We start from the raw sequence: 21,337 nt of genomic DNA on the forward strand, positions 1-21,337 counted from the left end.
GTGATCCGCAGAGAACGCACCCGCGTACCAAGAGTGTTGAAACACAAGCAGGATTTTCCGCCTGACCATGGCTTCCGCCGCCCCGATCATCCTCTGGTTTCGCGAAGACCTGCGGCTAGCAGACAACCCTGCCCTCAGCTGGGCAGCGGGCACGGGGCGCCTAGTGATCTGCCTCTACATTCGCGAGACCGGCAGCGGCGCCCCGCGCGCCCATGGCGGGGCCTCGAACTGGTGGCTGGACAAGAGCCTGAAGGCCCTCGGCGACAGTCTGGAAGCGCTTGGGGGGCGGCTTGTGCTGCGCACCGGCGAGGCAGGCGAGGTGATCCGCGGCATTGCCCGCGAAAGCGGCGCGGACGCTGTTGTGTGGAACCGGCGCTACGGCCAGCCGGAGCGGGACGCGGACGCTGCGCTGAAGGACCGGTTGAAGGCGCTGGGCCTTGATTGCCGGAGCTTCAATGGCCGCTTGCTGGTGGAACCCTGGGAGCTGAAAACCGGCGCCGGGGGCTGGTACCGGGTGTTCACGCCGTTCTGGAAGGCCCTTCAGGCCAACTATTCATGCCCGGCCTACCTGCCGCCGCCAAAGCGGCTTGAGACAGTGAAGGTGCAATCAGAGGAGCTTGGCGGCTGGGGCCTGCACCCCACCCGGCCCGACTGGTCATCCGGGCTCGCGGAAAGCTGGACACCGGGCGAAGCGGGCGCGGCGGCGCGGCTGGATGCATTCCTCGACGGGCCGGTCGATGGCTACAGCAGCAACCGGAACCGGCCGGACCTGGCCGATTCGACCTCGGCCCTGTCGCCGCACCTGCGGTTTGGCGAGATCAGCCCGGTGACGATCTGGCGGCGGACCACCGCGCTGGCCGAAGCGGGCCGGATCAATGAGGCGTCGGCCCGGGTATTCCTGTCAGAAATCGCCTGGCGGGAATTCTCCTACACCCTGCTCTACTTCAATCCGGACCTTGCGACGGAAAACTACAACCCCTCTTTCGATGCCATGCCGTGGCAGAAGAATGCCGACGCGCTGCGCGCCTGGCAGCGGGGGATGACGGGCTACCCCATCGTCGATGCAGGTATGCGCCAGCTGTGGCATACTGGCTGGATGCACAACCGCGTCCGAATGATCGTGGCTTCCTTCCTGACCAAGCACCTGCTGCTGCCATGGCAGGCCGGCGAAGCCTGGTTCTGGGATACGCTGGTGGATGCAGACCCGGCGTCAAATCCGGCGAGCTGGCAATGGACCGCTGGCAGCGGCGCAGATGCGGCGCCCTATTTCCGGGTGTTCAATCCGATCACGCAGGGTCAGAAGTTTGACGAAACCGGAGAGTATGTGCGCCGCTGGTGTCCAGAACTGGCGAAGGTTCCGCTCAAATTCCTCCATGCGCCTTTCGAGGCCGATGGCGCGACACTGGCCCGCGCGGGCGTGGACCTCGGCGTGACCTATCCAAAACCGATCATCGACCATTCAACCGGCCGGGAGCGCGCGCTTGGCGCGTACCAGTCGCTCAAGGAAAAACAGGCCTCTTCATGAAACGTATTGCAGTTATCGGCGCCGGCATCTCCGGCATGGGCGCAGCCTGGGCGCTGAAAGACCATGCGGACGTCGTATTGTTCGAACGCGAGACCCGCCCCGGCGGACATGCCTGCACGCATGTGTTTGACTATGACGGACATCAGACGGCGGTCGATCTCGGCTTCATCGTCTACAATGCGCTGAACTATCCGAACCTGATCGGCTTTTTCGATGCCCTCGGCGTCGGGACGCAGGCTTCGGACATGAGCTTTGCGGTCTCTGATCCTCAGGGGTGGGAATGGGCGTCGACCGGTTCGGGATTGTTTGCGCAACCGGGCAATCTTTTCAGCCCGAAATTTCACACCTTCTGGCGCACGATCCTGCGTTTCAACGACCTTGCACGTACGGAACTTGAAAAAGGCGCGATCACCGACACGACGCTGGGTGCATGGCTCGACCGGCATGGCTTCGATGAGGCGTTCCGGGACAATTACATCCTGCCGATGGGCGCGGCCATCTGGTCGACGCCCGAAGACCGTATGCTGACTTTCCCGGCACTGAGCTTTTTTCAATTCTTCGACAATCACCGCCTGATGCACAAGGAACGCCCGAAATGGCGGACGGTGACCGGTGGCAGCCAGTCATATGTGGCGAAAGTGCAATCAGCGCTGGGGGGGCGGCTGAGACTGGGCGCTGATATAGACCATGTGTTCCCCTTCGGAGACAAAACCGGTGTTGCGCTGCGCGGCGGCGGGACGGAAGTGTTCGATGATGTGATCCTCGCCGGGCATTCCGACGATGCCTTGCGACTCGTGTCCGACCGGTATGAGGATCAGTCCTTCCTGCTCCGGTCTGTACATTACCGGCCCAATCGGATTTTCCTGCACCGTGATCCGCGCCTGATGCCGAAGCGCAAGGCGGCCTGGGCCAGCTGGAACGTACTGAAACAGGATAATGGGGACATATGCCTCAGCTACTGGATGAACCGGCTGCAGGGCTTGCCGCCCGAACGCCCTGTGTTCATCACCCTCAACCCTGCAGAGCCGCCCGATCCGGCGCTGACATTCCATGAATACAGTTTCGATCACCCGCAATTCGATGCACCGGCGGAAGCTGCCGTGCGCAGCCTGAAACGTATTCAGGGTAAGGATGGTTTGTGGTTCGCCGGCGCGTGGATGGGCCGGGGCTTCCATGAAGACGGCCTGAAATCGGGCCTGGCCGCAGCCTTCGCGCTTGGTGGACGTGTCCCGTGGGAAGCGAAACATGTGGACACCTACGGGTCCAAACCCCATTTTCAGCTTGTCCCGGCAGCTGCGGAGGTTTCGGCTTGAACGCCCCTTCCCTGCAATTATGGCTCGGCCAGACGGTGCACGAGCGATACACGCCGTTCCGGCGGCGGTTCCGCTACCGTATTGCGCTCGTTGACCTCGACATTGACCGGCTTGAAGAAGCCGGGCGCGTGACGCCGCTGTTCCGCGTCGGGCGTCCGGGCCTGTTCTCCTTCCGTGCGGAAGATCATGGCCCGAAGCGAAAGGGCGCGTCCCTTCGGCAGTGGGCGGAGGAATTATTTGCGGGGGCCGGTATTGATCTCGGCGGCGGACCGATCCGGCTGGTTAGCTTTCCGCGCCACCTGTTCTTCAAATTTGCCCCGATATCGACCTGGTACGGATATGACCGGAGTGGCAGCCTTGGCGGCGTGATCTATGAAGTGAACAATACCTTCGGCGAGCGTCATTGCTATGTTGCGCGTACGGACAGTCCCCGGGCCCGGCACGCGGCGGACAAGCAGTTTCACGTCTCGCCATTTTTCGACGTGACTGGAATGTACCGGTTCACGCTGAGAGCGCCGGAAGAAAAAATGTCATTGATGGTTGAGTCCCTTGAGAATGGCGAGCGCGTCCATATGGCGAGCATCACCGCGCGCCGGGAAGACGCGCGCGCCTGGCCGCTGGTGTCACTGGCGGTAACCCAGCCTCTGTCATCTCTCGGTGTAGTGGCCGCGATCCACTGGCAGGCGCTGCGGATCTGGCTCAAGGGCGCAGGCTATCGCCGCAAGCCGTCCCCGCCAAAATCCGTGGCGACCTATGCGAGCCCCCTGCCCGCGCCTGATACGAAGAACACCGGAGCCTCGCATGGCTGAATTGATAGTTGCGACACCCACCTCCATCCGTGGACTGAAGGGTGTACCGGCGAGTTTCCGGATTGTGTGCCTGTGGCTGCTCAAGACCGAATACGGGAAGCTGACGTTCGTGTTGCCGGATGGGCGGCGGCTGAGCTTCGTAAATGCCGCAGACGGGCCTGAGGCCACGGTCGAAGTGCATGATTATGACTTCGTGAAGCCTGCGATTGCGGCCGGGGACGTGGGCTTCGGTGAGACCTATATGGAAGGGCTCTGGTCGACGCCCGACCTGACGGCTGTGTTGCGGTTCTTCTCCGCCAATTTCGATGCAGCCTCGCGCCTCGCACGGGGCGGATGGCTCGTGCGCTCCATGAACATGTTGCAGCACGTGTTCGCGCGGCGCAATTCGCGCTCGGGCGCGCGGCGCAACATTATGGCCCACTATGACCTCGGCAATGCCTTTTACGAGAAATGGCTGGATCCGAGCATGACCTATTCGTCTGCCCTGTTCGAAAGCCCCAACCAGTCGCTGGAACAGGGGCAGATGAACAAATACCGCAATATCTGCGACCGGCTGAATGCCGGGCCGTCGAGCCATATCCTGGAGATTGGCTGCGGCTGGGGCGGGTTTGCGGAGTATGCCGCCAAACAACGGGGAAGCCGGGTGACCTGCCTGACGATTTCTCCGGCACAGCGCGATTATGCCGAGGCGCGGATGGCGCGGCAGGGCCTCTCCGGGCTGGTGGACATCCGGCTGGAAGACTACCGCGACCACAAGGGAAGCTATGACGGGGTCGCCTCCATCGAGATGTTCGAGGCTGTCGGCGAGGCCTACTGGCCGAGTTACTTCTCGAAGGTACACTCATCGCTGAAGCCGGGCGGGCGCGCGGCGCTGCAGATCATCACCATCGAAGACCGCTTGTTCCCGAAATATCGCAGCCGGGTCGACTTTATCCAGCAATACATCTTTCCGGGCGGAATGCTGATCAGCGAGGAAGTCCTAAAGGAACAGGCTGCGGAAGCCGGTCTCAGGCATGACGGAGTTGCCTATTTCGGACAGGATTATGCGCGCACCTGCAGGGAGTGGGCGCGGGCATTCAATGGACGCTGGGACGAAATTTGCGCGCTCGGCTTTGACGAGCCGTTCCGGCGCCTCTGGAACTTCTATCTCAGCTATTGCGAGGCCGGCTTCAGCGATGGCCGGATCAATGTCGGCCAGTTCCAGCTGACCCGGGGCTGAGGCTTAGACGAGGCGGGACTGGCGGACGGCGGCCGCGATAAAACCGGCGAAAAGCGGGTGCGGTTCGAACGGCCGGGACTTGAGCTCGGGATGGAACTGCACACCAATGAACCAGGGATGGTCCTGCAGCTCGACGATCTCCGGCAGGCGGCCATCGGGCGACATGCCGGAGAAGATCATGCCGGAGGCCTCGAGGCGCGGGATGTAATCGGCATTGACTTCATACCGGTGGCGGTGGCGCTCTGAAATGTCTGAGGCGCCGTAGACCTGCGAGACAAGGCTGCCCTCACGCAGCCGCGCCGGATAGGCGCCGAGGCGCATGGTACCGCCGAGGTCCGTGCTGGCATCGCGGGTGATCTTCTCATTCCCGCGCGTCCATTCACTCATCAGGCCGACGACAGGTTCCGGCGTCGGGCCGAACTCGCTGGTGGAGGCATCTGCGATGCCGGCGAGGTTGCGGGCCGCCTCGACGACGGAGAGCTGCATACCGTAGCAGATGCCTAGGCACGGGATCTTTTTCTCGCGGGCATAGCGCGCTGCCCGCATCTTGCCGTGCGCGCCGCGCTCACCGAAGCCGCCGGGCAGAAGGATGCCATGGACGCCGTCGAGGATTTCGAGGCGGGCGTCGGGATCATCGAACTGTTCGGAATCGATCAGCCGGATATCGACCTTCACCTGATTGGCGACGCCGCCATGGCCGAGGGCCTCGCTGACGGATTTGTAGGCGTCCGGCACGTCGGTATACTTGCCGACGAGCGCGATGCTGACTTCCCCGTCCGGATTGCGGATCGTGTGGGCGATGCGCTGCCAGGCCGACAGGTCCGGCGGCGGCGCATCCTGGATCCGGAAATGGGCGAGCACTTCGGTGTCGAGGCCTTCGGTGTGGTAAGCGATCGGGACATCATAGATGTGGCCGACATCGCGGGCTTCGATCACGCTGGAGGGGCGGACGTTACAGAAGCTGGCGATCTTGCCTTTTTCATTCTCCGGGATCGGCCGGTCGCAGCGGCAGAGGAGAATCTGCGGCTGGATGCCGATGGAGCGCAGTTCCTTGACCGAGTGCTGCGTCGGCTTGGTCTTCATCTCGCCGGCGGCTGGGATGTAGGGCAAAAGCGTCAGATGGATGAACAGGGCACGGTCGGGGCCGAGTTCCTGGCCGAGCTGGCGGATTGCCTCGAAGAAAGGCAGGCCTTCGATGTCGCCCACCGTGCCGCCGATCTCGCACAGCACGAAGTCCACGCCAGCGCCGGGATCGTTCAGTACGAAGGCCTTGATTTCATTGGTGACGTGCGGGATCACCTGGATGGTGGCGCCGAGATAGTCGCCGCGGCGCTCCCGCTCGATGATGTTCTGGTAAATCCGGCCAGTGGTGATGTTGTCTGACTGGCGGGCGGAGACGCCGGTGAAGCGCTCATAATGGCCCAGGTCGAGATCGGTCTCGGCGCCGTCATCGGTGACGAACACTTCGCCATGCTGGCGCGGGCTCATCGTCCCGGGATCGACGTTGAGATAGGGGTCGAGCTTGCGCAGGCGCACGCCATAGCCGCGAGATTGCAGCAAGGCTCCGAGCGCGGCTGAGGCGATTCCCTTGCCGAGAGAAGACACCACGCCGCCAGTGATGAAAATATAGCGGATCATGGGGCCACACTCATGGAATGATTCGCGCCGGATGCGTCAGCGCCCGCAAAACCGGTTGCGGGAATTACTGGGGATTTTCCGGCTCGGCGTCATCGGATCCATCTGCTTCGCCCGGCGTGAGCGCAGCATCAGGCGCCGGAGGCGCTGCCGGCTGGGCCGGTGCAGGCAAGGAATCCGTAAGCAGCGGCGCCGTCGGATCGAACAGGTCGATCGGGCCTGCCGGTGCGGCCGGAGCCTCGCGTTCCAGCGCGCGCTCGATCCCGGTGCGATTGTCGGAACTCCGGTTGGCAATTGAAGTCAGAGTCAGGCTGGTAATGAAGAACACCGCGCCGAACAGCATGGTGGCGCGCACGAGCGCACCGGCCGCGCCGCGCCCTGACATCAGCGAGTTACCGCCGCCCCCGCCGATCCCCAGACCGCCGCCTTCCGACTTCTGAACCAGCACAAGGCCGATCATCGCCAGGCAGGCGAGGATGTGAATGACAAGGATGACGTTCTGCATGGGTCGCGGCGCTTTCGTGAATCCAAGGCGCCCGCTTATCGCCATTGACGCGGTTCGCCAAGCCTCCGGGGCCAGTCTAATGCCAGTCTATCGGGCGGATGCTGCAGTGTAGATGGACAGGAAGTCGGCCGCCTTCAAGCTCGCACCGCCGATCAGGCCGCCATTGACGTTCTCAACCTGCAGGATTTCGGATGCATTTGCCGGGTTCATGCTGCCACCATAGAGGATGCGGACCTCGCTGGCTGCGGCGCCGAAACGGTCGGTCAGGAGCTTGCGGATCAGGCCATGGGCCTCTGCAATCTGCTCCGGACCAGCCACCCTACCCGTCCCGATCGCCCAGACAGGCTCATAGGCGACAACAAAACTGCCGGGCTGGGCCTCGGCTGGCACAGACTCGGCGATCTGGCGCGAGATCACGTCCGAGACCTGCCCCTGCTCCCGCTCAGCAAGTGTTTCGCCGACGCAGATGATGGGGGTAAGGCCCGCCTTGATGGCCGCTGCCGCCTGTTCTGCGACAAAAGCACTGGTTTCTCCATGATCGGCCCGGCGCTCGGAATGGCCGACGATTACATGGCTAGCGCCGGCATCTTTCAGCATCGCGGCGGACAGATCGCCGGTGTGAGCGCCCTTCTCCTTTGCATGGCAGGCCTGCCCGCCGACTCGCAGCGGGCTTCCGGCTGCTGCATCGGCAGCAGATGCGATCAGGGTGGCCGGCACACACAGCAGGACTTCTGGGTTGTCCTGATCCGGCGGTAACGCAGCGGCAACCTCCTTCAGGGTCGAAAGGTCGGCCCGCAGGCCATTCATTTTCCAGTTTCCGGCAATCAGTGTACGAGGCACCCGGCTTTCCCTCTCTTGCAACTCACAAACCGGTCGCCTAGCAAGCACTGAGCCATCCGGCAAATCCCCAGACAGAGACGTTGTTCCATGCTCGCCTCAATGAAGAATCTTCTGCGCACGCCCGTCGGCAAGCTGATCCTGATGATCATGATCGTCGGGATGGCGGCCTGGGGTGTCGACGAGTTCTTCAACCAGCTGCGCGGCGGCGTTGGCGGAGGCCTTGCGCGCGCAGGGACCCGGACGCTCGAACCCGCAGATTTCGACCGGCGCGTCGAAGCGATCCTGCGGGACATCAACACAAGGTCAGACAAAGCCGTCACCAAGTCTGACGCCCTGGAATCCGGCCTGATTGACCAGGTCCTGACCGTTGAAAAGGAACGCCTGATCCTGCTCGGCTATGCCGACAGTATCGGACTTTTGCCTTCGGCAGAGGCCGCCATTCAGCAGATCAGCTCGATCACCGCCTTCCAGAACCCGCTGACCGGCGAACTCGACCCCACAGTGCTGCGCGACCGGCTGGGCCAACTGGGCATGACGCCGGCTCAGTTCGAACGCCAGGTCAAGGACGACATCCTGATCGACCTGATGCGTACCGGCACCTCTTCAGCCGTCGTCGCGCCGCAATCGCTGGTCTCGCTTCAGGCACGGTTCCTTGCAGAGACGCGGGATGTGGCGTGGTTCTTCTATGACGCCTCCACGGCAGAACCACCGGCCGCCCCTACGGACGAAGAAATCCGCGCCTTTTATGATGCCAATATCGAAGCCCTGCGTATCCCGGAGCGGCGTGCCCTCGATGTGCTGCTGATTTCGGCGGATGATTTCACCGGCCAGGTTGAAGTGACCGAGCAGGAAATCGCGACCATCTACGAAGCAACCAAGTCGGAACAGTTTTCCGAGCCCGACCAGCGCACTTTCGTGGAAATGTATTTCCCGACACGCGACCTGGCGCGTAACGGGTTCGGATTGCTCGCTGGCGGCGCTGATCCCAACACAGTGCCCGGCTCGTCCTCCTTGCGCCTGCGCACGGGGCGCGCGGCAGACGTTACGGATGAGGCCCTGCGCGAAGCGATGTTTGGCCGGGGACGCCAGAGCGGCGCAATGTTCGGGCCGCGCGAGACCCCGAATGGCTGGCTGGTGACCCGTCTGATCTCGGTCCAGCCGGGAGCCGTCAGGCCGCTTGAAGAAGTGGCCGAGGGCATCCGGCTCAACCTCGCGCGGGAGCGCGCGCGGTTCCAGATGACCGTTGCCCTCGATACGCTCGATGAGCGGATGGCTGCCGGCGAAGGATTGTCAGGGATTGCAGCGGAACTCGGTGTCCCGGTCCTGAGCCTGATGCCGCTGGACCGGAACGGGGTAACGCCTTCAGGCGCCCGGTTTGACACGTTCGCGGCGTTTCCGCAGGCGCTGACACAGGCCTTCCAGTTGCCGCTCAATGAACTGAGCAGCCGGTTCGACGCTTCCGGCACTGTGCTCCTGCTGTCACCCCGGGAAATCTTCCCGACAGCGCTGCCCGAGTTCGATACCGTTCGCGAGACGGTGCGCCGCCAGCTTATGGCCGAGCGCCTGTCGACAGCCACCGCCACCGCCATTGAACGCCTGACGGGCCGTATCCGGTCCGGTGACGTCAGCTTTGAAGCGGCTGCGGAGGAAGCGGGCAGCCCGCTTGAGACCCTGCCGCAACCGGTGTCCCGCCTGAATGCCCAGGCCATGGGTGTGCCGGGCGCCGTTCTGCAGGCCGCCTTCATGACCCGGGAGGGCGATGTGGTCGCCTTGCCGACTGGAGCAGCAGAACTTTTCGCGGTTCTGAAAGTGCGAGAAGTGATCCCGCCCAGCCCGTCGGTGATTGCGGGGCTCAGCGCGAATGCGAATAGCGACATCATTGCTTCGCTGCAGGCAGACCTTGAGATCGCACTCGGCGAAGAAATCCGCCGGGCGGTCAAGCTGCGGGAGAACAATGCCGCAATCAACGCCTACCGGCAGAGTATCTCGGGGAACCGATGACTGCGCGGCTGATCGTCAGGCGGCGCATCGGGGATATCGAGACACCGGTTGGTGCGATGCTGAAGCTGGGAGCGGATGCTCCGGGAAGTTTCCTGTTTGAGTCCATTGCCGGCGGCGAACGGCTAGGGCGCTACTCGTTCATCGGGCTTGAGCCTGAGGTGTGGCTGCGCATCCAAGACGGGCGGGCGGAACTGAGCCAGTCGGCCAGCTTTGCGGATGCCGTCCCGATGCCTGGCTCACCGGTAGATGCGCTGCGCGCCTTTGCGAAGATGGCGGAGGCCTCCACGGATGAGCCCCTGCCCCCGATGGGGTCCGGTGCGTTCGGTTATGTGGGCTATGACATGATCCAGCATGTCGAGCCGGTGAACATTACCCGGCCTGACGGGCTGGGCGTTCCGGAAGCGCTGCTGGTCATCCCGAGGATCATCCTGATCTTCGACCATATCTACCAGGAACTGATCCTTGTGGGGCGCGTCTCGGGCGAGGACACTGCCGGCATCGAGGCCCTGATGGACGCGGTCGAGGCGAAGCTGGAACAGCTGCCCTCGGTGCCACCCAAGACTGGGCATGCCGAGCCGGTGGCGCTTGTTTCGAACACGTCCCGGGAGCGCTATTTCGAAATTGTCGACCGGTGCAGGGAATATATCCGGGCCGGTGACATCTTCCAGGTCGTGCCCAGCCAGCGCTTTTCTGCGCCCTACGCGCGCCAGTCGATCAGCCTGTACCGCGCGCTGCGGCGGCTGAACCCGTCGGCCTTCATGTTCCATATCAATCTGGGCGATGTGAGGCTGGTCGGGTCGAGCCCGGAGATCCTCGTCCGGGTGCGCGATGGCCGCGTCGCCATCCGCCCGATTGCCGGCACACGACCGCGCAGCGGCGATGCGGCAGAAGATGCAAGACGCGCCGAAGACCTTCTGTCTGATCCGAAAGAGCGCGCAGAGCACCTGATGCTGCTGGACCTGGGCCGCAATGATGTGGGCCGGGTGGCAGCTTATGGCTCGGTCGAAGTGACAGAGCAATTCATCGTCGAACGCTACAGCCATGTCATGCACATCGTCAGCCATGTGGAAGGCAATCTGCGCCCCGGGCTTGATGCGGTGGATGCCCTGTTCGCCGGATTTCCGGCTGGCACCGTCTCCGGCGCGCCGAAGATCCGCGCAATGCAGATCATCGACGAGATGGAGACGCACCGGCGCGGCATCTATGGCGGCGCGGTCGGCTATTTCGGCTGGAACGGCGATCTCGACACCTGCATTGCGCTGCGTACAGCGGTGCTGAAGGACGGGCAGATCCATATCCAGGCGGGCGGCGGGGTCGTGCTCGATTCTGAAGCCGAGTATGAATTCGATGAAACCGTGCACAAGTCCGGCGCGCTGAAGCGTGCCGCCGAACTCGCCGCTGCTTATGAGTACGACCAGTGATCCTCGTCATCGACAATTATGACAGCTTCACCTGGAACCTCGTCCATTATCTTGAGGAGCTGGGCGGGCGCACGCATGTCGTCCGGAATGACGAACTGACGGCTGCAGAAGCACTGGCATTGAAGCCGTCTGCGGTCCTGTTGTCCCCCGGCCCCTGCACCCCGAACGAAGCTGGCATCTGCCTCGACCTGATCCGGACGGCGCCGGCGGACCTGCCAATCCTGGGTGTCTGCCTCGGTCATCAGGCCATCGGGCAGGCGTATGGCGGAGATGTCATCAGTGCACGGGAAATCCGGCACGGAAAGATCTCGGAGATCAGCCATGGCGGCGGTGGCCTCATGACCGGCCTGCCGGAGCGGTTCCAGGTGGTACGGTACCATTCGCTCGCTGTGAGCCCAGAAAGTTTGCCCGGCTGCCTGATCGCTGATGCGCATACGGATGATGGGGAGATCATGGCATTCCATCATGCAGATCGCCCGGTTTATGGGGTTCAGTTCCATCCGGAGAGCATCCTGACCGAGCATGGACATGCCTTGCTCGCCAATTTTCTCAGGAAGGTTACGGCATGACTCCGGAGGCCCTCAACCTTGCGATCCGGGCCATTGCGCGCGGCGAGGCGCTGAACCCGCAGATGCTGGAAGGCGCGTTCAGCCTGCTGCTGGCCGGCGAAGCGGCTCCCGAGGAAATTGGCGCTTTCCTGATGGGGCTCGCCGTCCGCGGAGAAACCTCGCAGGAACTGATCGCCGGCGCAACGATCATGCGGCAACATGCGCGCCGCGTAAACGTCGACGGCCCGCTGCTGGATACATGCGGCACAGGCGGACTGCCCTGGACATCGCTGAACACCTCCACTGCCAGCGCCATCGTCATCGCAGCGGCAGGCGGACGCGTGGCCAAGCATGGCAACCGTTCGGTCCCGCCGAAGACAGGCTCTGCCGATGTGCTGGAAGCGCTCGGCGTTGAACTGGAACTCTCGGACGGCGCGTTCCGGGAGTGTATAGAGACGGCAGGTGTAGGCTTCCTGTTTGCACGCAGCTTTCATTCCGCGATGCGGCATGTGGCCCCTGTCCGCCACAAGCTCGGTATCCGGACGATCTTCAACCTGCTCGGCCCACTCTCGAATCCTGCGGGCGCAGAATACTCCGTGCTCGGCGTTTATGACCGCATGTGGGTGCGGCCGATGGCGGAAGCGCTTGCTGCGCTCGGTGCGAAGCGCGCATGGGTGGTGCATGGGCTGGACGGAATCGATGAGCTTTCGATTTCGGGCAGATCGCTGGTGTGCGAAGTGTCCGATGCTGGCCTCCACGAATTCGAGGTGCATCCCGGCGATGCCGGTTTGCCCGTGAGCCCCATCTCGTCGCTGGAAGGCGGCGCGCCTGAGGAGAACGCAGCGGCTATCCGGGACCTGCTGGATGGCCGCGAAGGCCCCTTCCGCGATATCGTGCTGCTGAACGCCGCTGCGGGCCTCCTGGTGGCTGGATTTGTGCCGGATCTGAAGACAGGCGCCGGGCTTGCGGCCGAGGCAATCGACAGTGGCCGGGGGACTGAAACGCTCAGCAGGCTGAGGACTGCTTCTCGCTGGACGGAGCCGGCATGACGACGGCGCTCGATCGCATCATTGCCTATAAGCATGAGGAAGTGCGGGCGCTGAAGGCCCGGCGGACATTTGCCGATTTTGAACGGATGGCCCGCTCCGTTCCCCCGCCGCGCGGGTTCGGCGCAGCGTTGGAGGCAGCGGCCGTCTCCAGGAATGCCCTGATCTGTGAAATCAAGCGCCGCAGCCCCTCCGCCGGAGATATTCTTCCGGGTGCGAACCCTTGCGAAATCGCAAAGGAATATGAGACGGGCGGCGCTGCCTGCCTGTCTGTGCTGACAGATGGCCCCAGCTTCGGCGGATCACTGGCGGATTTTGAAGCGATCCGGTCTGTGTGCACCCTGCCGATGCTGCGCAAGGACTTCATGGTTGATCCCATCCAGGTCGCCGAAGCCCGCGCTCACGGGGCCGACTGTATCCTGATCATCATGTCGTCTGCGGACGATGCTCTGGCGGCGGAGCTTTATGCCAGCAGCGTTGAACTCGGCATGGATGTGCTGGTCGAGACGCATGATGAGGCCGAGCTCGAGCGGGCGCTGCGCCTGCCCGCGCCCCTGATCGGGGTCAATAACCGGGACCTTAAACGGATGGTCACCGACCTGACCGTGACGGAGCGACTGGCCGCGCTTCTGCCTCCGGGCCGGCACCTCGTATCTGAGAGCGGCATTTCCTCCGTAGACGCTATCTGCCGCCTGCGGATGACCGGCGCGCGCCGTTTCCTGATCGGCGAATGGCTTATGAAGCAGGGAAACCGCAGAACAGCGGCGGTTCGCGAGCTGGTTGCCGCCGGTTCCGATTGACCCGAAGCGGGAACGCATATAGAACAAAAGCGAACAGAGATTCGCCCTGCGGAGGCCACCATGCTGACAAGCAAACAGAAAGAGCTCCTGCTCTTCATCAATCAGAGGATCAAGGAGACAGGGGTTTCCCCCTCTTTCGACGAAATGAAAGAGGCGCTCGATCTGGCATCCAAGTCGGGTATTCACCGCCTGATCACAGCGCTGGAAGAGCGCGGGTTCATCCGGCGCCTCGCAAACCGGGCCCGGGCCCTGGAAGTGTTGAAGCTGCCTGATTCGGCCATTCCGACAGGCGCTTCCCGTCAGCGGCGGGACTTCCGGCCGGCATTGGTCACGTCACAAGGCATCGAGACGCCCCGCGCGCCGATGATTCCCCTGGTGGGCCGGATTGCTGCTGGCTCTCCGCTCTCTGCGATCCAGCAGGACAATGGCCAGGTCGCGAGCCCGGGCGGGCTGCCGGAGGGCGATGATTACTTTGCGCTTGAGGTGCAGGGCGACTCGATGATCCAGGTCGGCATCCTGAATGGCGACACGGTTATCCTGAAGCGGACGAGCACGGCACAGACAGGCGATATTGTGGTGGCCCTGATTGATGGCGAAGAGGCGACGCTGAAACGGCTGCGCCGGAAGGGCGCGTCCGTCGCGCTGGAGGCCGCCAATCCGGCATTCGAGACGCGGATTTTCGGACCTGACCGGGTCGAAGTGCAAGGACGGCTCGTCGCGCTCATTCGCCGCTACGATTAGGCGGTGCCGGACTGCCCGCGCAGGGCGCCCATCGGCGCGCGCCGCAGGCCGCAGGCGTTCGCAGGCGTAGGTGACTGCCCTGCAGGAACAAGGTCGTTCCGCCAGTGGCTGCCACCTCCTGCCAGGTGAGTATTATCGGCGGATCTTCATCTATCCTGACCTCAAGGACAGGCTGAGGCTTATCGGCAGCAAGCCCTCCCGCTTGCAGTGCCTGTCGAACCTGAACCTTTCCAAGGGCGGTGATGGTGCACGCCTCCTGCGGGCAAGGGGGCGCATCCTCGACCCATGAGTATCTGAGCGGGGACAGACCCGCGCCCTTGGTCAGAGTGTGGCGGCGGACAATGCCGTCTTCGCCCGCGATGAAAGCCGCTCCGGAAGGCGACCAGTGCAGGACGAGGCGCGGGGCGGCCTGCCAGCTGAATGCGCCGGCGATGATCCAGCCGGCGACCATCACGATGCGCAGCCATCCCCTGAACAGGATCAGACAAGCCATCGCGAGGGAGAAAAGGACCAGAGTCATCGCCGGCATGGCGGCGGTGGGACGGACAGGTCCCGGTGAGAGCGATTCAAAGGAATGCGACAACCACAGGACCAGTTCGAGAGACTTGCCAAACCAGGCGAGCCCGTCATCCGCGAACCCGAACGGGAGCAGGATCAAAGTCACTGCCGCGAGCGGGGCGGTTACAAAAGTGATGATGGGCATCACCGTGAAGTTCGTGAAAAGCCCGACGGGTGAAACCCTGTCGAAATGATAGAGGGCATAGGGCGCCGTTGCCGCGTCAGAGACGATGGAGGTCATGATGATCGACGCCCAGGCGAAGGCTACCGGCCCGAGGATACGTCCCGGATGTGCAGAGCGATGGGACCGCCAGCTGGCGTAGAACGCGATCAGGGCGCCGGTCGCGGCAAAGGACATCTGGAAACCCGGCGTAACGACGCTCTCCGGCCAGATCAGCACCATCGCGAGCAACGCAATCGAAAACGTCCGCAGGCTGACGGCGGACCGGTCGAACACGATCGCCGCAAACACGATCGAAGCCATGATGAAGGCCCGCTGGGTCGATACGCCGGCGCCGGACAGTACGAGGTATCCCGCACAGGCTGCGAGGGCGAGAAACGCCGCGACTTTCTGAACCGGAAAGCGAAGCGCCAGAGGCTCGATGAAGGCGAGCGCGCGGCGGGCTATCAGATAGACGAGGCCGCCAACAATCGACAGGTGAAGGCCGGAAATGGCGAGCAGGTGAGCGAGCCCGGTGTTTCGCAAGGCTTCCTGATCCTCAAACCGAAGGAAGCTCCGGTCTCCGGTGATCAGAGCTGCGGCGAGCCCGCCGGCCCGCTCCCCGCCGGCGCGATTGACGTGCTCGGCAATCAGCCGGCGCTTGGAAGCGATCCATAAAGCCGCCTGATCCAGCCTCCCGACCGGGCGGCCGAGCGCCCCGCCCCGGCAGCGCCCCTGAACGTATCCCACCGCACCCAGCTGATCGAAATAAGCCTGGCGCCGGAAATCATAGTCGCCCGGAAGGGAGGGTGCCGGTGCTGGCCGGAGCACAGACCAGCAGCGGACAAACCGGCCAGGGAAGACTTCCAGAGAGCTCATATGGGTGACGCGGACCTGGCGTGGGGTTTGCTCGGCGGCGAGCCCGGCGATGGCGTGTACCTGTATCTTGAGCCGGGCGCCGTTCTGACCAGGCTCGATGGCGGTGACCCAGCCCTCGATCATAAGGGGGCGGGTCTCCGACAGGATGGCGGGGGCAGCGGCATCGGCGGCCTTCAGCATTCCTGCAACGAACCCGGCACTCATGCCCGCAAGGACAACTAGCAAAGTGTAGATCCCGTCGGACCTGCGCACCTGCCGGACGATCAGGAGTGATACGGCTACCGCGCCGGCCAGGAGAAGGGTTGCCTCCGGCTGCGGCTCAAACGGCAAGGTCAGATAGATCGCCGCGCCTGCGCAGGCGGCAAAGGCGAGCAGCAGCGGGCGCAGCCGCGCACCTGTCAGTGCCGGCGCTTCTGTTTTCACCCGTGACAAGAGTCTGCCGCCCTCTTGCACTTGCCCCCATCCTCGTGTTTGTCCACCGCAGGACGGCCCCAGCGCCGGTGTCTCGGAGTCTGGATCGAATGCGCGTGGTTACCCGGTTTGCCCCTTCCCCAACGGGAATGTTGCATATTGGAGGCGCCCGGACTGCACTTTTCAACTATTTGTTTGCGCGCCGCCATGGCGGAAAGTTCCTGCTGCGGATCGAGGACACTGATCGGGAACGTTCAACCCCCGAGGCAACAGCTGCCATCCTTGACGCGATGGAGTGGCTAGGGCTGACGGCGGACGAGCCGCCAGTGATGCAGTCGGCGCAGGCTGAGCGCCATGCTGCCGTCGCGCACGAAATGATCCGGCGAGGCACAGCGTTCCGATGTTACGTGACGGCGGAGGAGCTGCAGGCGCGGCGGGATCTGGGCGAGCAGAAGCGCGCTGCCGCGCGGCAGGAAGGCCTCAGCGACGCAGAGCGCGAGGCGCTGCGGGCCGAAGCTGATGCGCTGCTTGCCCCTTTCCGTTCCCCCTGGCGGAGCGGCGGCGAACCGCCAGCACCGGACGCCCCATTTACAGTCCGCTTGCGCGCACCGGAGGCCGGATCCCGGACCCTCGAAGACGGCGTGCAGGGAACGATCACGATTGATGCCTCGGAAATCGATGACCTCGTGATGCTGCGCGCCGATGGAACGCCGACCTACATGCTCGCCGTGGTCGTCGATGACCATGACATGGGCGTGACGCATGTCATCCGCGGCGACGATCACTTGCGCAACACCTTCCGCCAGGTGCCCATCTATGAGGCCATGGGTTGGGATGTGCCTCAGTTTGCGCACGTCCCGATGATCCATGGGCAGGACGGCGCCAAACTGTCGAAACGCCATGGCGCGCTCTCGACGACGGCTTACCGGGACATGGGCTACCTGCCCGAGGCCATGAAGGCTTATCTCCTGCGCCTCGGTTGGAGCCAGGGAGACCAGGAAATATTCACTGAAGCCGAAGCGATTGCAGCGTTTGACATCTCCGGCATCAACAAGGCCCCTGCCCGGCTGGACCTCGACAAGCTCGCCGCGGTCAACGCCCACTTTATCCGGGCGGCAGATGAAGACCGGTTGTTCGGCCTGCTGGTCCCGTTTCTTGAGGCCAGCGGCGCACTGACGCCTGAGGACACGACGCGCATCCGCAATGCCCTGCCCACTTTGAAAGAGCGCGGCAGCACGCTGATCGAACTGGCCGCAGCATTTGAATTCCTGAGGGTCCGCCGCCCCTTGCCGTTAGGTAAAGGAGCGGTCAAGGCCCTGTCCGATGAAGGCAAAGCCAGATTGGCTGCAATCAGGCGGGAATTCGACACATTGCAGGACTGGTCGGCGGCTGGCATTTCCGCAGCAATCGCGGCATATTGCGCTGCAACAGGCCAATCCATGGGGCAGATTGGACCAGCACTCAGAGCCGCTCTGACCGGCGGCCTTCCTGCACCGGACCTCGCGCCGGTGATGGAATGGCTCGGCCGGGAGGAAACGCTCGCGCGTATCGGGGATCAACTTGCCGGCTGAGCATCGGCTCAGACCGGCCCAACTATAGCAGACAGGGTAAGAGGCTGATGGAAAACAAGGTCAAGAACGCTGGAACGGCAAAGCTCGAAGTGAACGGCAAGGCCGTTGACCTGCCGGTCTATTCGGGATCGCATGGCCCGAACGTGATCGATATCCGGAAGCTCTATGCCGAGACGGATCATTTCACGCTGGACCCGGGCTTCACCTCCACGGGCAGCTGCGAGAGCCAGATCACGTTCATCGACGGGGATGAAGGCATCCTGCTGCACCGCGGCTATCCGATCGAGCAGCTGGCGGAGCATTCGAACTATATCGAGCTCTGCTACCTGCTGCTGAATGGCGAGCTGCCCAGCCGCGAACAATACAATGATTTCTGGAAGGAAATCCGCCAGCACACCCTGCTTCACACTCAGCAGGACCGCTTCTTCGACGGCTTCCGGCGTGACAGCCACCCGATGGCGATGCTGACCGGCGCCGTCGGCGGCATGGCGGCTTTCTATCCGGGCGCGATGGGCAATGAGGATCCGGAAGAACGCCGTATCAGCTCGATCAGACTGATCGCCAAGATGCCGACGATTGCCGCCCGCTGCATGAAATACAACATCGGCCAGAAGTTCATCGACCCTCTGAACCGGCTGTCCTATTCCGAAAACTTCCTCAACATGTGCTTCTCGGTGACGGCCGAGGACTATGAAGTGAACCCGGTTGTCGCGCGCGCGATGGACCGGTTCTTCATGCTGCACGCCGATCACGAGCAGAACGCATCGACCTCGACCGTGCGCCTTGTTGCCTCGTCGGGCGCTCACCCGTTTGCGGCCATCGCGGCAGGTGTTGCCAGCCTCTGGGGCCCAAGCCATGGCGGCGCGAACGAAGCGGCCCTCCGCCAGCTGCGGGAGATCGGCACGGTCGATAACGTTCCGGACTTCGTGAAGAAGGTGAAGGACAAGTCGAGCGGCGTGCGCCTGATGGGCTTCGGTCACCGCGTCTACAAGAACTACGACCCGCGCGCCAAGGTGATGGCGAAGACAGCGCATGAAGTGCTCGATGCGCTGGACCTGCGTGACCACCCGCTGCTGCAGGTGGCAATGGAGCTCGAGCGGATCGCGCTGCAGGACGACTATTTCGTTGCGAAGAAGCTCTACCCGAACGTCGATTTCTATTCGGGTATCATCCTCGAGGCGATCGGCTTCCCGACCAAGATGTTCACGGTGCTGTTCGCAGTGGCCCGGACCGTTGGCTGGGTCTCGCAGCTGAACGAAATGCTGGACGATCCGACCCAGAAGATCGGCCGTCCGCGCCAGATCTACACTGGCGCGCCGATGCGGGACTACGTCTCGATCGCCAACCGGCCGGCCTGAGCCAGCTCTGACAGGATTGCCCCGGCGGCCACCCGTGCCGCCGGGGTTTCTGTTTGAATGAGGCGCGGCAAGGCTTCAGCCTGACGCCGTTTTTGCGCATTGAGGGCTTCCGGATCCTGCAGCCAGCCTGAGACGGTGCGTGCGATCAGATCTGGCTTCAGCTGGGTCTGTACGAATTCAGGGACCACCGGGCTGTCTTCATTCAGAATATTGAGCAGGGTGATGTGCGTGCGCTTGTAGAGGAGGCCTCGCGCAAGCGCCCAGGTCATCCAGCCGGTCTTGTAGCAGACCGCCATCGGGGTTCCCTGCATCGCGACTTCACTGGTCACCGTGCCAGAACAGGCGATCACGACATCCGCGCCGGCCATCGCGTCAAAGCGGGCCTTTTCATCCTCAAGCAGCGTAAAGACGCCAAGGTCTGCAGAGAAGCGCGCCTTGAACTGTTCGCTGATCGAACCTGCCGGCTGAACGAACAACCGCACCTGAGGATCAGCTTTTCGGATCAGGCGAGCTGCGTCCATCATCGCAGGCGCGACACGCCGGACCTCGCTCGTGCGGCTGCCGGGCAGGATCAGGATGGCCCTGTCCTCCGGGGCGAGCTTGTACGCTGCGCGGAAGCCCTCCCGGTCACCGCGCCCACCGCGATGCAGGGCGGGGTTGCCGATGACCGTCGTTTTGAGGCCAAAAGGCTCATAAAACGGCCCCTCCAGATCGTACATGCACAGCAAATGATCGACGGTAGACGCCAAGGTGCGCGCCCGGCCGGGCCGTGTCGCCCAGACCTGCGGGCCGATCAGCTTGACGAGACGGATGTGCGGCGCCGCAAGCCTCAGGCGCTGCGCAACCCGCAGCATGAAGCCCCAGGAGTCGACGAGGACAACCACATCGGGTGCGGCCCGAATGATCTCGGCGCAGGCCGCATCGGCGAGCCGCACGACATCGCCATAAGCCTTGATACCTTCCAGAAATCCGAGAACCGAGAGCGGCGACACATCGACCGGTGATACGAGGCCCGCTGCCGAAAGCTCGCGGCCGCCAATGGCACTGATCTGTACATCGGGGCGCCGATCACGTATCTCCGAGATCACTTCGAGCGCGAGCAGGCTGCCGGAGGCTTCCGCTGCAACGAAGTAGATGTGCTGCCCGCTCACGGCAGGCCGGTCTCAGGCGCGAAGCCGAACAGGAACAGGCCATGCGCCTCTGCCGCCTCGATCATGCCGGCGCGATTGAGCATCAGGGCGCCCCCTGCCTCGATGGCGATGCCTGCCAGCCCGGCTGCCGCAGCCAGTTCAACAGTGGACACGCCCGTTGTCGGCAGGTCGATCCGGCGTTCCTGAAGCGGCTTCGGACGCTTCACAAGGACGCCTCGCGGCTCAGACGGTGTGCCCCGGATCGCCTCGGGCAAGCTGGCGCACCGGCGCAGCATGGCGTCCGTGCCCTCCTGCGCCTCGACAGCCAGGACCAGCCCGTCACACACGACGCAGCCCTGCCCAATATCGAGGGCGCCGGTTGCAGCGGCGACGCGGGCGGCAGTTTCGATGTCCGCCATGATTTCAGGGGCCGGCATCGGACCGCAGATCAAGCCGGCTGGCGCCAGGAGGGCTTGATGGGCTGCATCGCTGCCTATGACGTTGAAGCCGCTGCGCTCGAATTCCGAAACGAGGACCCGCAGCAGCGCATCATCGCCGCGCCGGGCCTCAGCCAGGACTTTCGGCAGCATCGAGAGACCCTTGAGATCGAGCTTCAGGTTCCTGAAATCCGGACGGCTGACATTGCCGGCGAACACCACATCCCGGCACCCGGCAGATTTGAGCCGTTCCAGCACCGCGCCCACTTCGCCGAGACCGGCAACGCTACCCGGAAAGGAAGCGAGGCGGGGCTCTTCAAAGCCTTTCAGACGGATGACATAGACGCCCTGCCCGCTGGCCTCAGCATTCTCGGCGATGGCGACCGGTAGGTCGCCGAGCCCTGCGATGAGACCCAGCGGCGCGCTCATG

General features: G+C 63.5%; 18 protein-coding genes. 12 read left to right on the top strand and 6 right to left on the bottom strand.

Annotated features, from left to right (window positions below; genetic code table 11):
- Positions 1-67: 67 nt before the first annotated feature.
- The 4 genes from ACK4SV_RS08035 to ACK4SV_RS08050 are packed head-to-tail and all read left to right on the top strand — an operon-like array spanning position 68 to position 4,866.
- Entirely contained in the window at positions 68-1,525 is a 1,458-nt protein-coding gene (locus ACK4SV_RS08035; protein ID WP_409917299.1) for a cryptochrome/photolyase family protein, read from the top strand.
- Positions 1,522-2,838 carry an NAD(P)/FAD-dependent oxidoreductase gene (locus ACK4SV_RS08040; RefSeq protein WP_409917300.1) on the top strand — a complete coding sequence of 439 codons (1,317 nt, stop codon included), beginning with the start codon at positions 1,522-1,524 and terminating at the stop codon, positions 2,836-2,838. The genes ACK4SV_RS08035 and ACK4SV_RS08040 overlap by 4 nt, the downstream gene beginning before the upstream one ends.
- Complete coding sequence (locus ACK4SV_RS08045; RefSeq protein WP_409917301.1) at positions 2,835-3,647, top strand: DUF1365 domain-containing protein; 813 nt, start codon at positions 2,835-2,837, stop codon at positions 3,645-3,647. Before ACK4SV_RS08040 ends, ACK4SV_RS08045 begins: the two co-directional genes overlap by 4 nt.
- Entirely contained in the window at positions 3,640-4,866 is a 1,227-nt protein-coding gene (locus tag ACK4SV_RS08050; RefSeq protein WP_409917302.1) for a class I SAM-dependent methyltransferase, read from the top strand. Before ACK4SV_RS08045 ends, ACK4SV_RS08050 begins: the two co-directional genes overlap by 8 nt.
- A gap of 3 nt (positions 4,867-4,869) precedes the next feature.
- Here ACK4SV_RS08050 and ACK4SV_RS08055 read toward each other — a convergent pair whose 3' ends face one another.
- From ACK4SV_RS08055 to tpiA, 3 genes are all read right to left on the bottom strand, one after another.
- The gene (locus ACK4SV_RS08055; RefSeq protein WP_409917303.1) at positions 4,870-6,504 is read right to left on the bottom strand and encodes a CTP synthase; all 1,635 of its coding nucleotides are present in this window, start codon (positions 6,502-6,504) and stop codon (positions 4,870-4,872) included.
- A 64-nt stretch (positions 6,505-6,568) separates the two neighbouring features.
- The gene (gene secG / locus ACK4SV_RS08060; RefSeq protein ID WP_409917304.1) at positions 6,569-7,006 is read right to left on the bottom strand and encodes a preprotein translocase subunit SecG; all 438 of its coding nucleotides are present in this window, start codon (positions 7,004-7,006) and stop codon (positions 6,569-6,571) included.
- Positions 7,007-7,093: 87 nt separating this feature from the next.
- Positions 7,094-7,846, bottom strand: a complete 753-nt coding sequence (gene tpiA / locus ACK4SV_RS08065; RefSeq protein ID WP_409917305.1) for a triose-phosphate isomerase — start codon at positions 7,844-7,846, stop codon at positions 7,094-7,096.
- A gap of 87 nt (positions 7,847-7,933) precedes the next feature.
- Here tpiA and ACK4SV_RS08070 point away from each other — a divergent pair, with 87 nt between their 5' ends.
- Genes ACK4SV_RS08070 through lexA form a run of 6 tightly spaced genes read left to right on the top strand, consistent with a single transcriptional unit; the run spans position 7,934 to position 14,403 of the window.
- On the top strand, positions 7,934-9,847 hold the full coding sequence (locus ACK4SV_RS08070) for a SurA N-terminal domain-containing protein (protein WP_409917306.1): 1,914 nt from the start codon (positions 7,934-7,936) through the stop codon (positions 9,845-9,847).
- Positions 9,844-11,268 carry an anthranilate synthase component I gene (trpE, locus tag ACK4SV_RS08075; protein ID WP_409917307.1) on the top strand — a complete coding sequence of 475 codons (1,425 nt, stop codon included), beginning with the start codon at positions 9,844-9,846 and terminating at the stop codon, positions 11,266-11,268. The genes ACK4SV_RS08070 and trpE overlap by 4 nt, the downstream gene beginning before the upstream one ends.
- Positions 11,265-11,837: an anthranilate synthase component II gene (locus ACK4SV_RS08080; RefSeq protein WP_409917308.1), complete on the top strand. Its 573-nt coding sequence runs from the start codon at positions 11,265-11,267 to the stop codon at positions 11,835-11,837. The genes trpE and ACK4SV_RS08080 overlap by 4 nt, the downstream gene beginning before the upstream one ends.
- Positions 11,834-12,865 carry an anthranilate phosphoribosyltransferase gene (gene trpD / locus ACK4SV_RS08085; protein ID WP_409917309.1) on the top strand — a complete coding sequence of 344 codons (1,032 nt, stop codon included), beginning with the start codon at positions 11,834-11,836 and terminating at the stop codon, positions 12,863-12,865. The genes ACK4SV_RS08080 and trpD overlap by 4 nt, the downstream gene beginning before the upstream one ends.
- Positions 12,862-13,662, top strand: a complete 801-nt coding sequence (locus tag ACK4SV_RS08090) for an indole-3-glycerol phosphate synthase TrpC (protein WP_409917310.1) — start codon at positions 12,862-12,864, stop codon at positions 13,660-13,662. The genes trpD and ACK4SV_RS08090 overlap by 4 nt, the downstream gene beginning before the upstream one ends.
- Before the next feature lie 60 nt (positions 13,663-13,722).
- Entirely contained in the window at positions 13,723-14,403 is a 681-nt protein-coding gene (lexA, locus tag ACK4SV_RS08095; RefSeq protein ID WP_409917311.1) for a transcriptional repressor LexA, read from the top strand.
- Here the strand turns inward: lexA and ACK4SV_RS08100 are convergent.
- Positions 14,384-16,423, bottom strand: coding sequence for a ComEC/Rec2 family competence protein (locus ACK4SV_RS08100; protein ID WP_409917361.1), 2,040 nt, complete (start codon positions 16,421-16,423; stop codon positions 14,384-14,386). The genes lexA and ACK4SV_RS08100 overlap by 20 nt on opposite strands.
- Positions 16,424-16,521: 98 nt before the next feature.
- Between ACK4SV_RS08100 and gltX the strand changes: the two genes are divergently transcribed.
- Together gltX and ACK4SV_RS08110 are read left to right on the top strand one after the other, a co-directional pair.
- Positions 16,522-17,982 carry a glutamate--tRNA ligase gene (gltX, locus tag ACK4SV_RS08105; protein ID WP_409917362.1) on the top strand — a complete coding sequence of 487 codons (1,461 nt, stop codon included), beginning with the start codon at positions 16,522-16,524 and terminating at the stop codon, positions 17,980-17,982.
- A gap of 47 nt (positions 17,983-18,029) precedes the next feature.
- Positions 18,030-19,340 carry a citrate synthase gene (locus tag ACK4SV_RS08110; RefSeq protein ID WP_409917312.1) on the top strand — a complete coding sequence of 437 codons (1,311 nt, stop codon included), beginning with the start codon at positions 18,030-18,032 and terminating at the stop codon, positions 19,338-19,340.
- Here the strand turns inward: ACK4SV_RS08110 and ACK4SV_RS08115 are convergent.
- Both ACK4SV_RS08115 and ACK4SV_RS08120 read right to left on the bottom strand, forming a co-directional pair.
- Positions 19,310-20,491 (bottom strand): lipid-A-disaccharide synthase, encoded by a 1,182-nt coding sequence (locus ACK4SV_RS08115; protein ID WP_409917313.1) that lies wholly within the window; start codon positions 20,489-20,491, stop codon positions 19,310-19,312. The genes ACK4SV_RS08110 and ACK4SV_RS08115 overlap by 31 nt on opposite strands.
- Positions 20,488-21,336 carry an LpxI family protein gene (locus ACK4SV_RS08120; protein WP_409917314.1) on the bottom strand — a complete coding sequence of 283 codons (849 nt, stop codon included), beginning with the start codon at positions 21,334-21,336 and terminating at the stop codon, positions 20,488-20,490. Before ACK4SV_RS08120 ends, ACK4SV_RS08115 begins: the two co-directional genes overlap by 4 nt.
- Position 21,337 lies beyond the last annotated feature (1 nt).

The organism is Hyphomonas sp., assembly GCF_046313735.1.
In the GTDB taxonomy this organism is placed as follows: domain Bacteria; phylum Pseudomonadota; class Alphaproteobacteria; order Caulobacterales; family Hyphomonadaceae; genus Hyphomonas.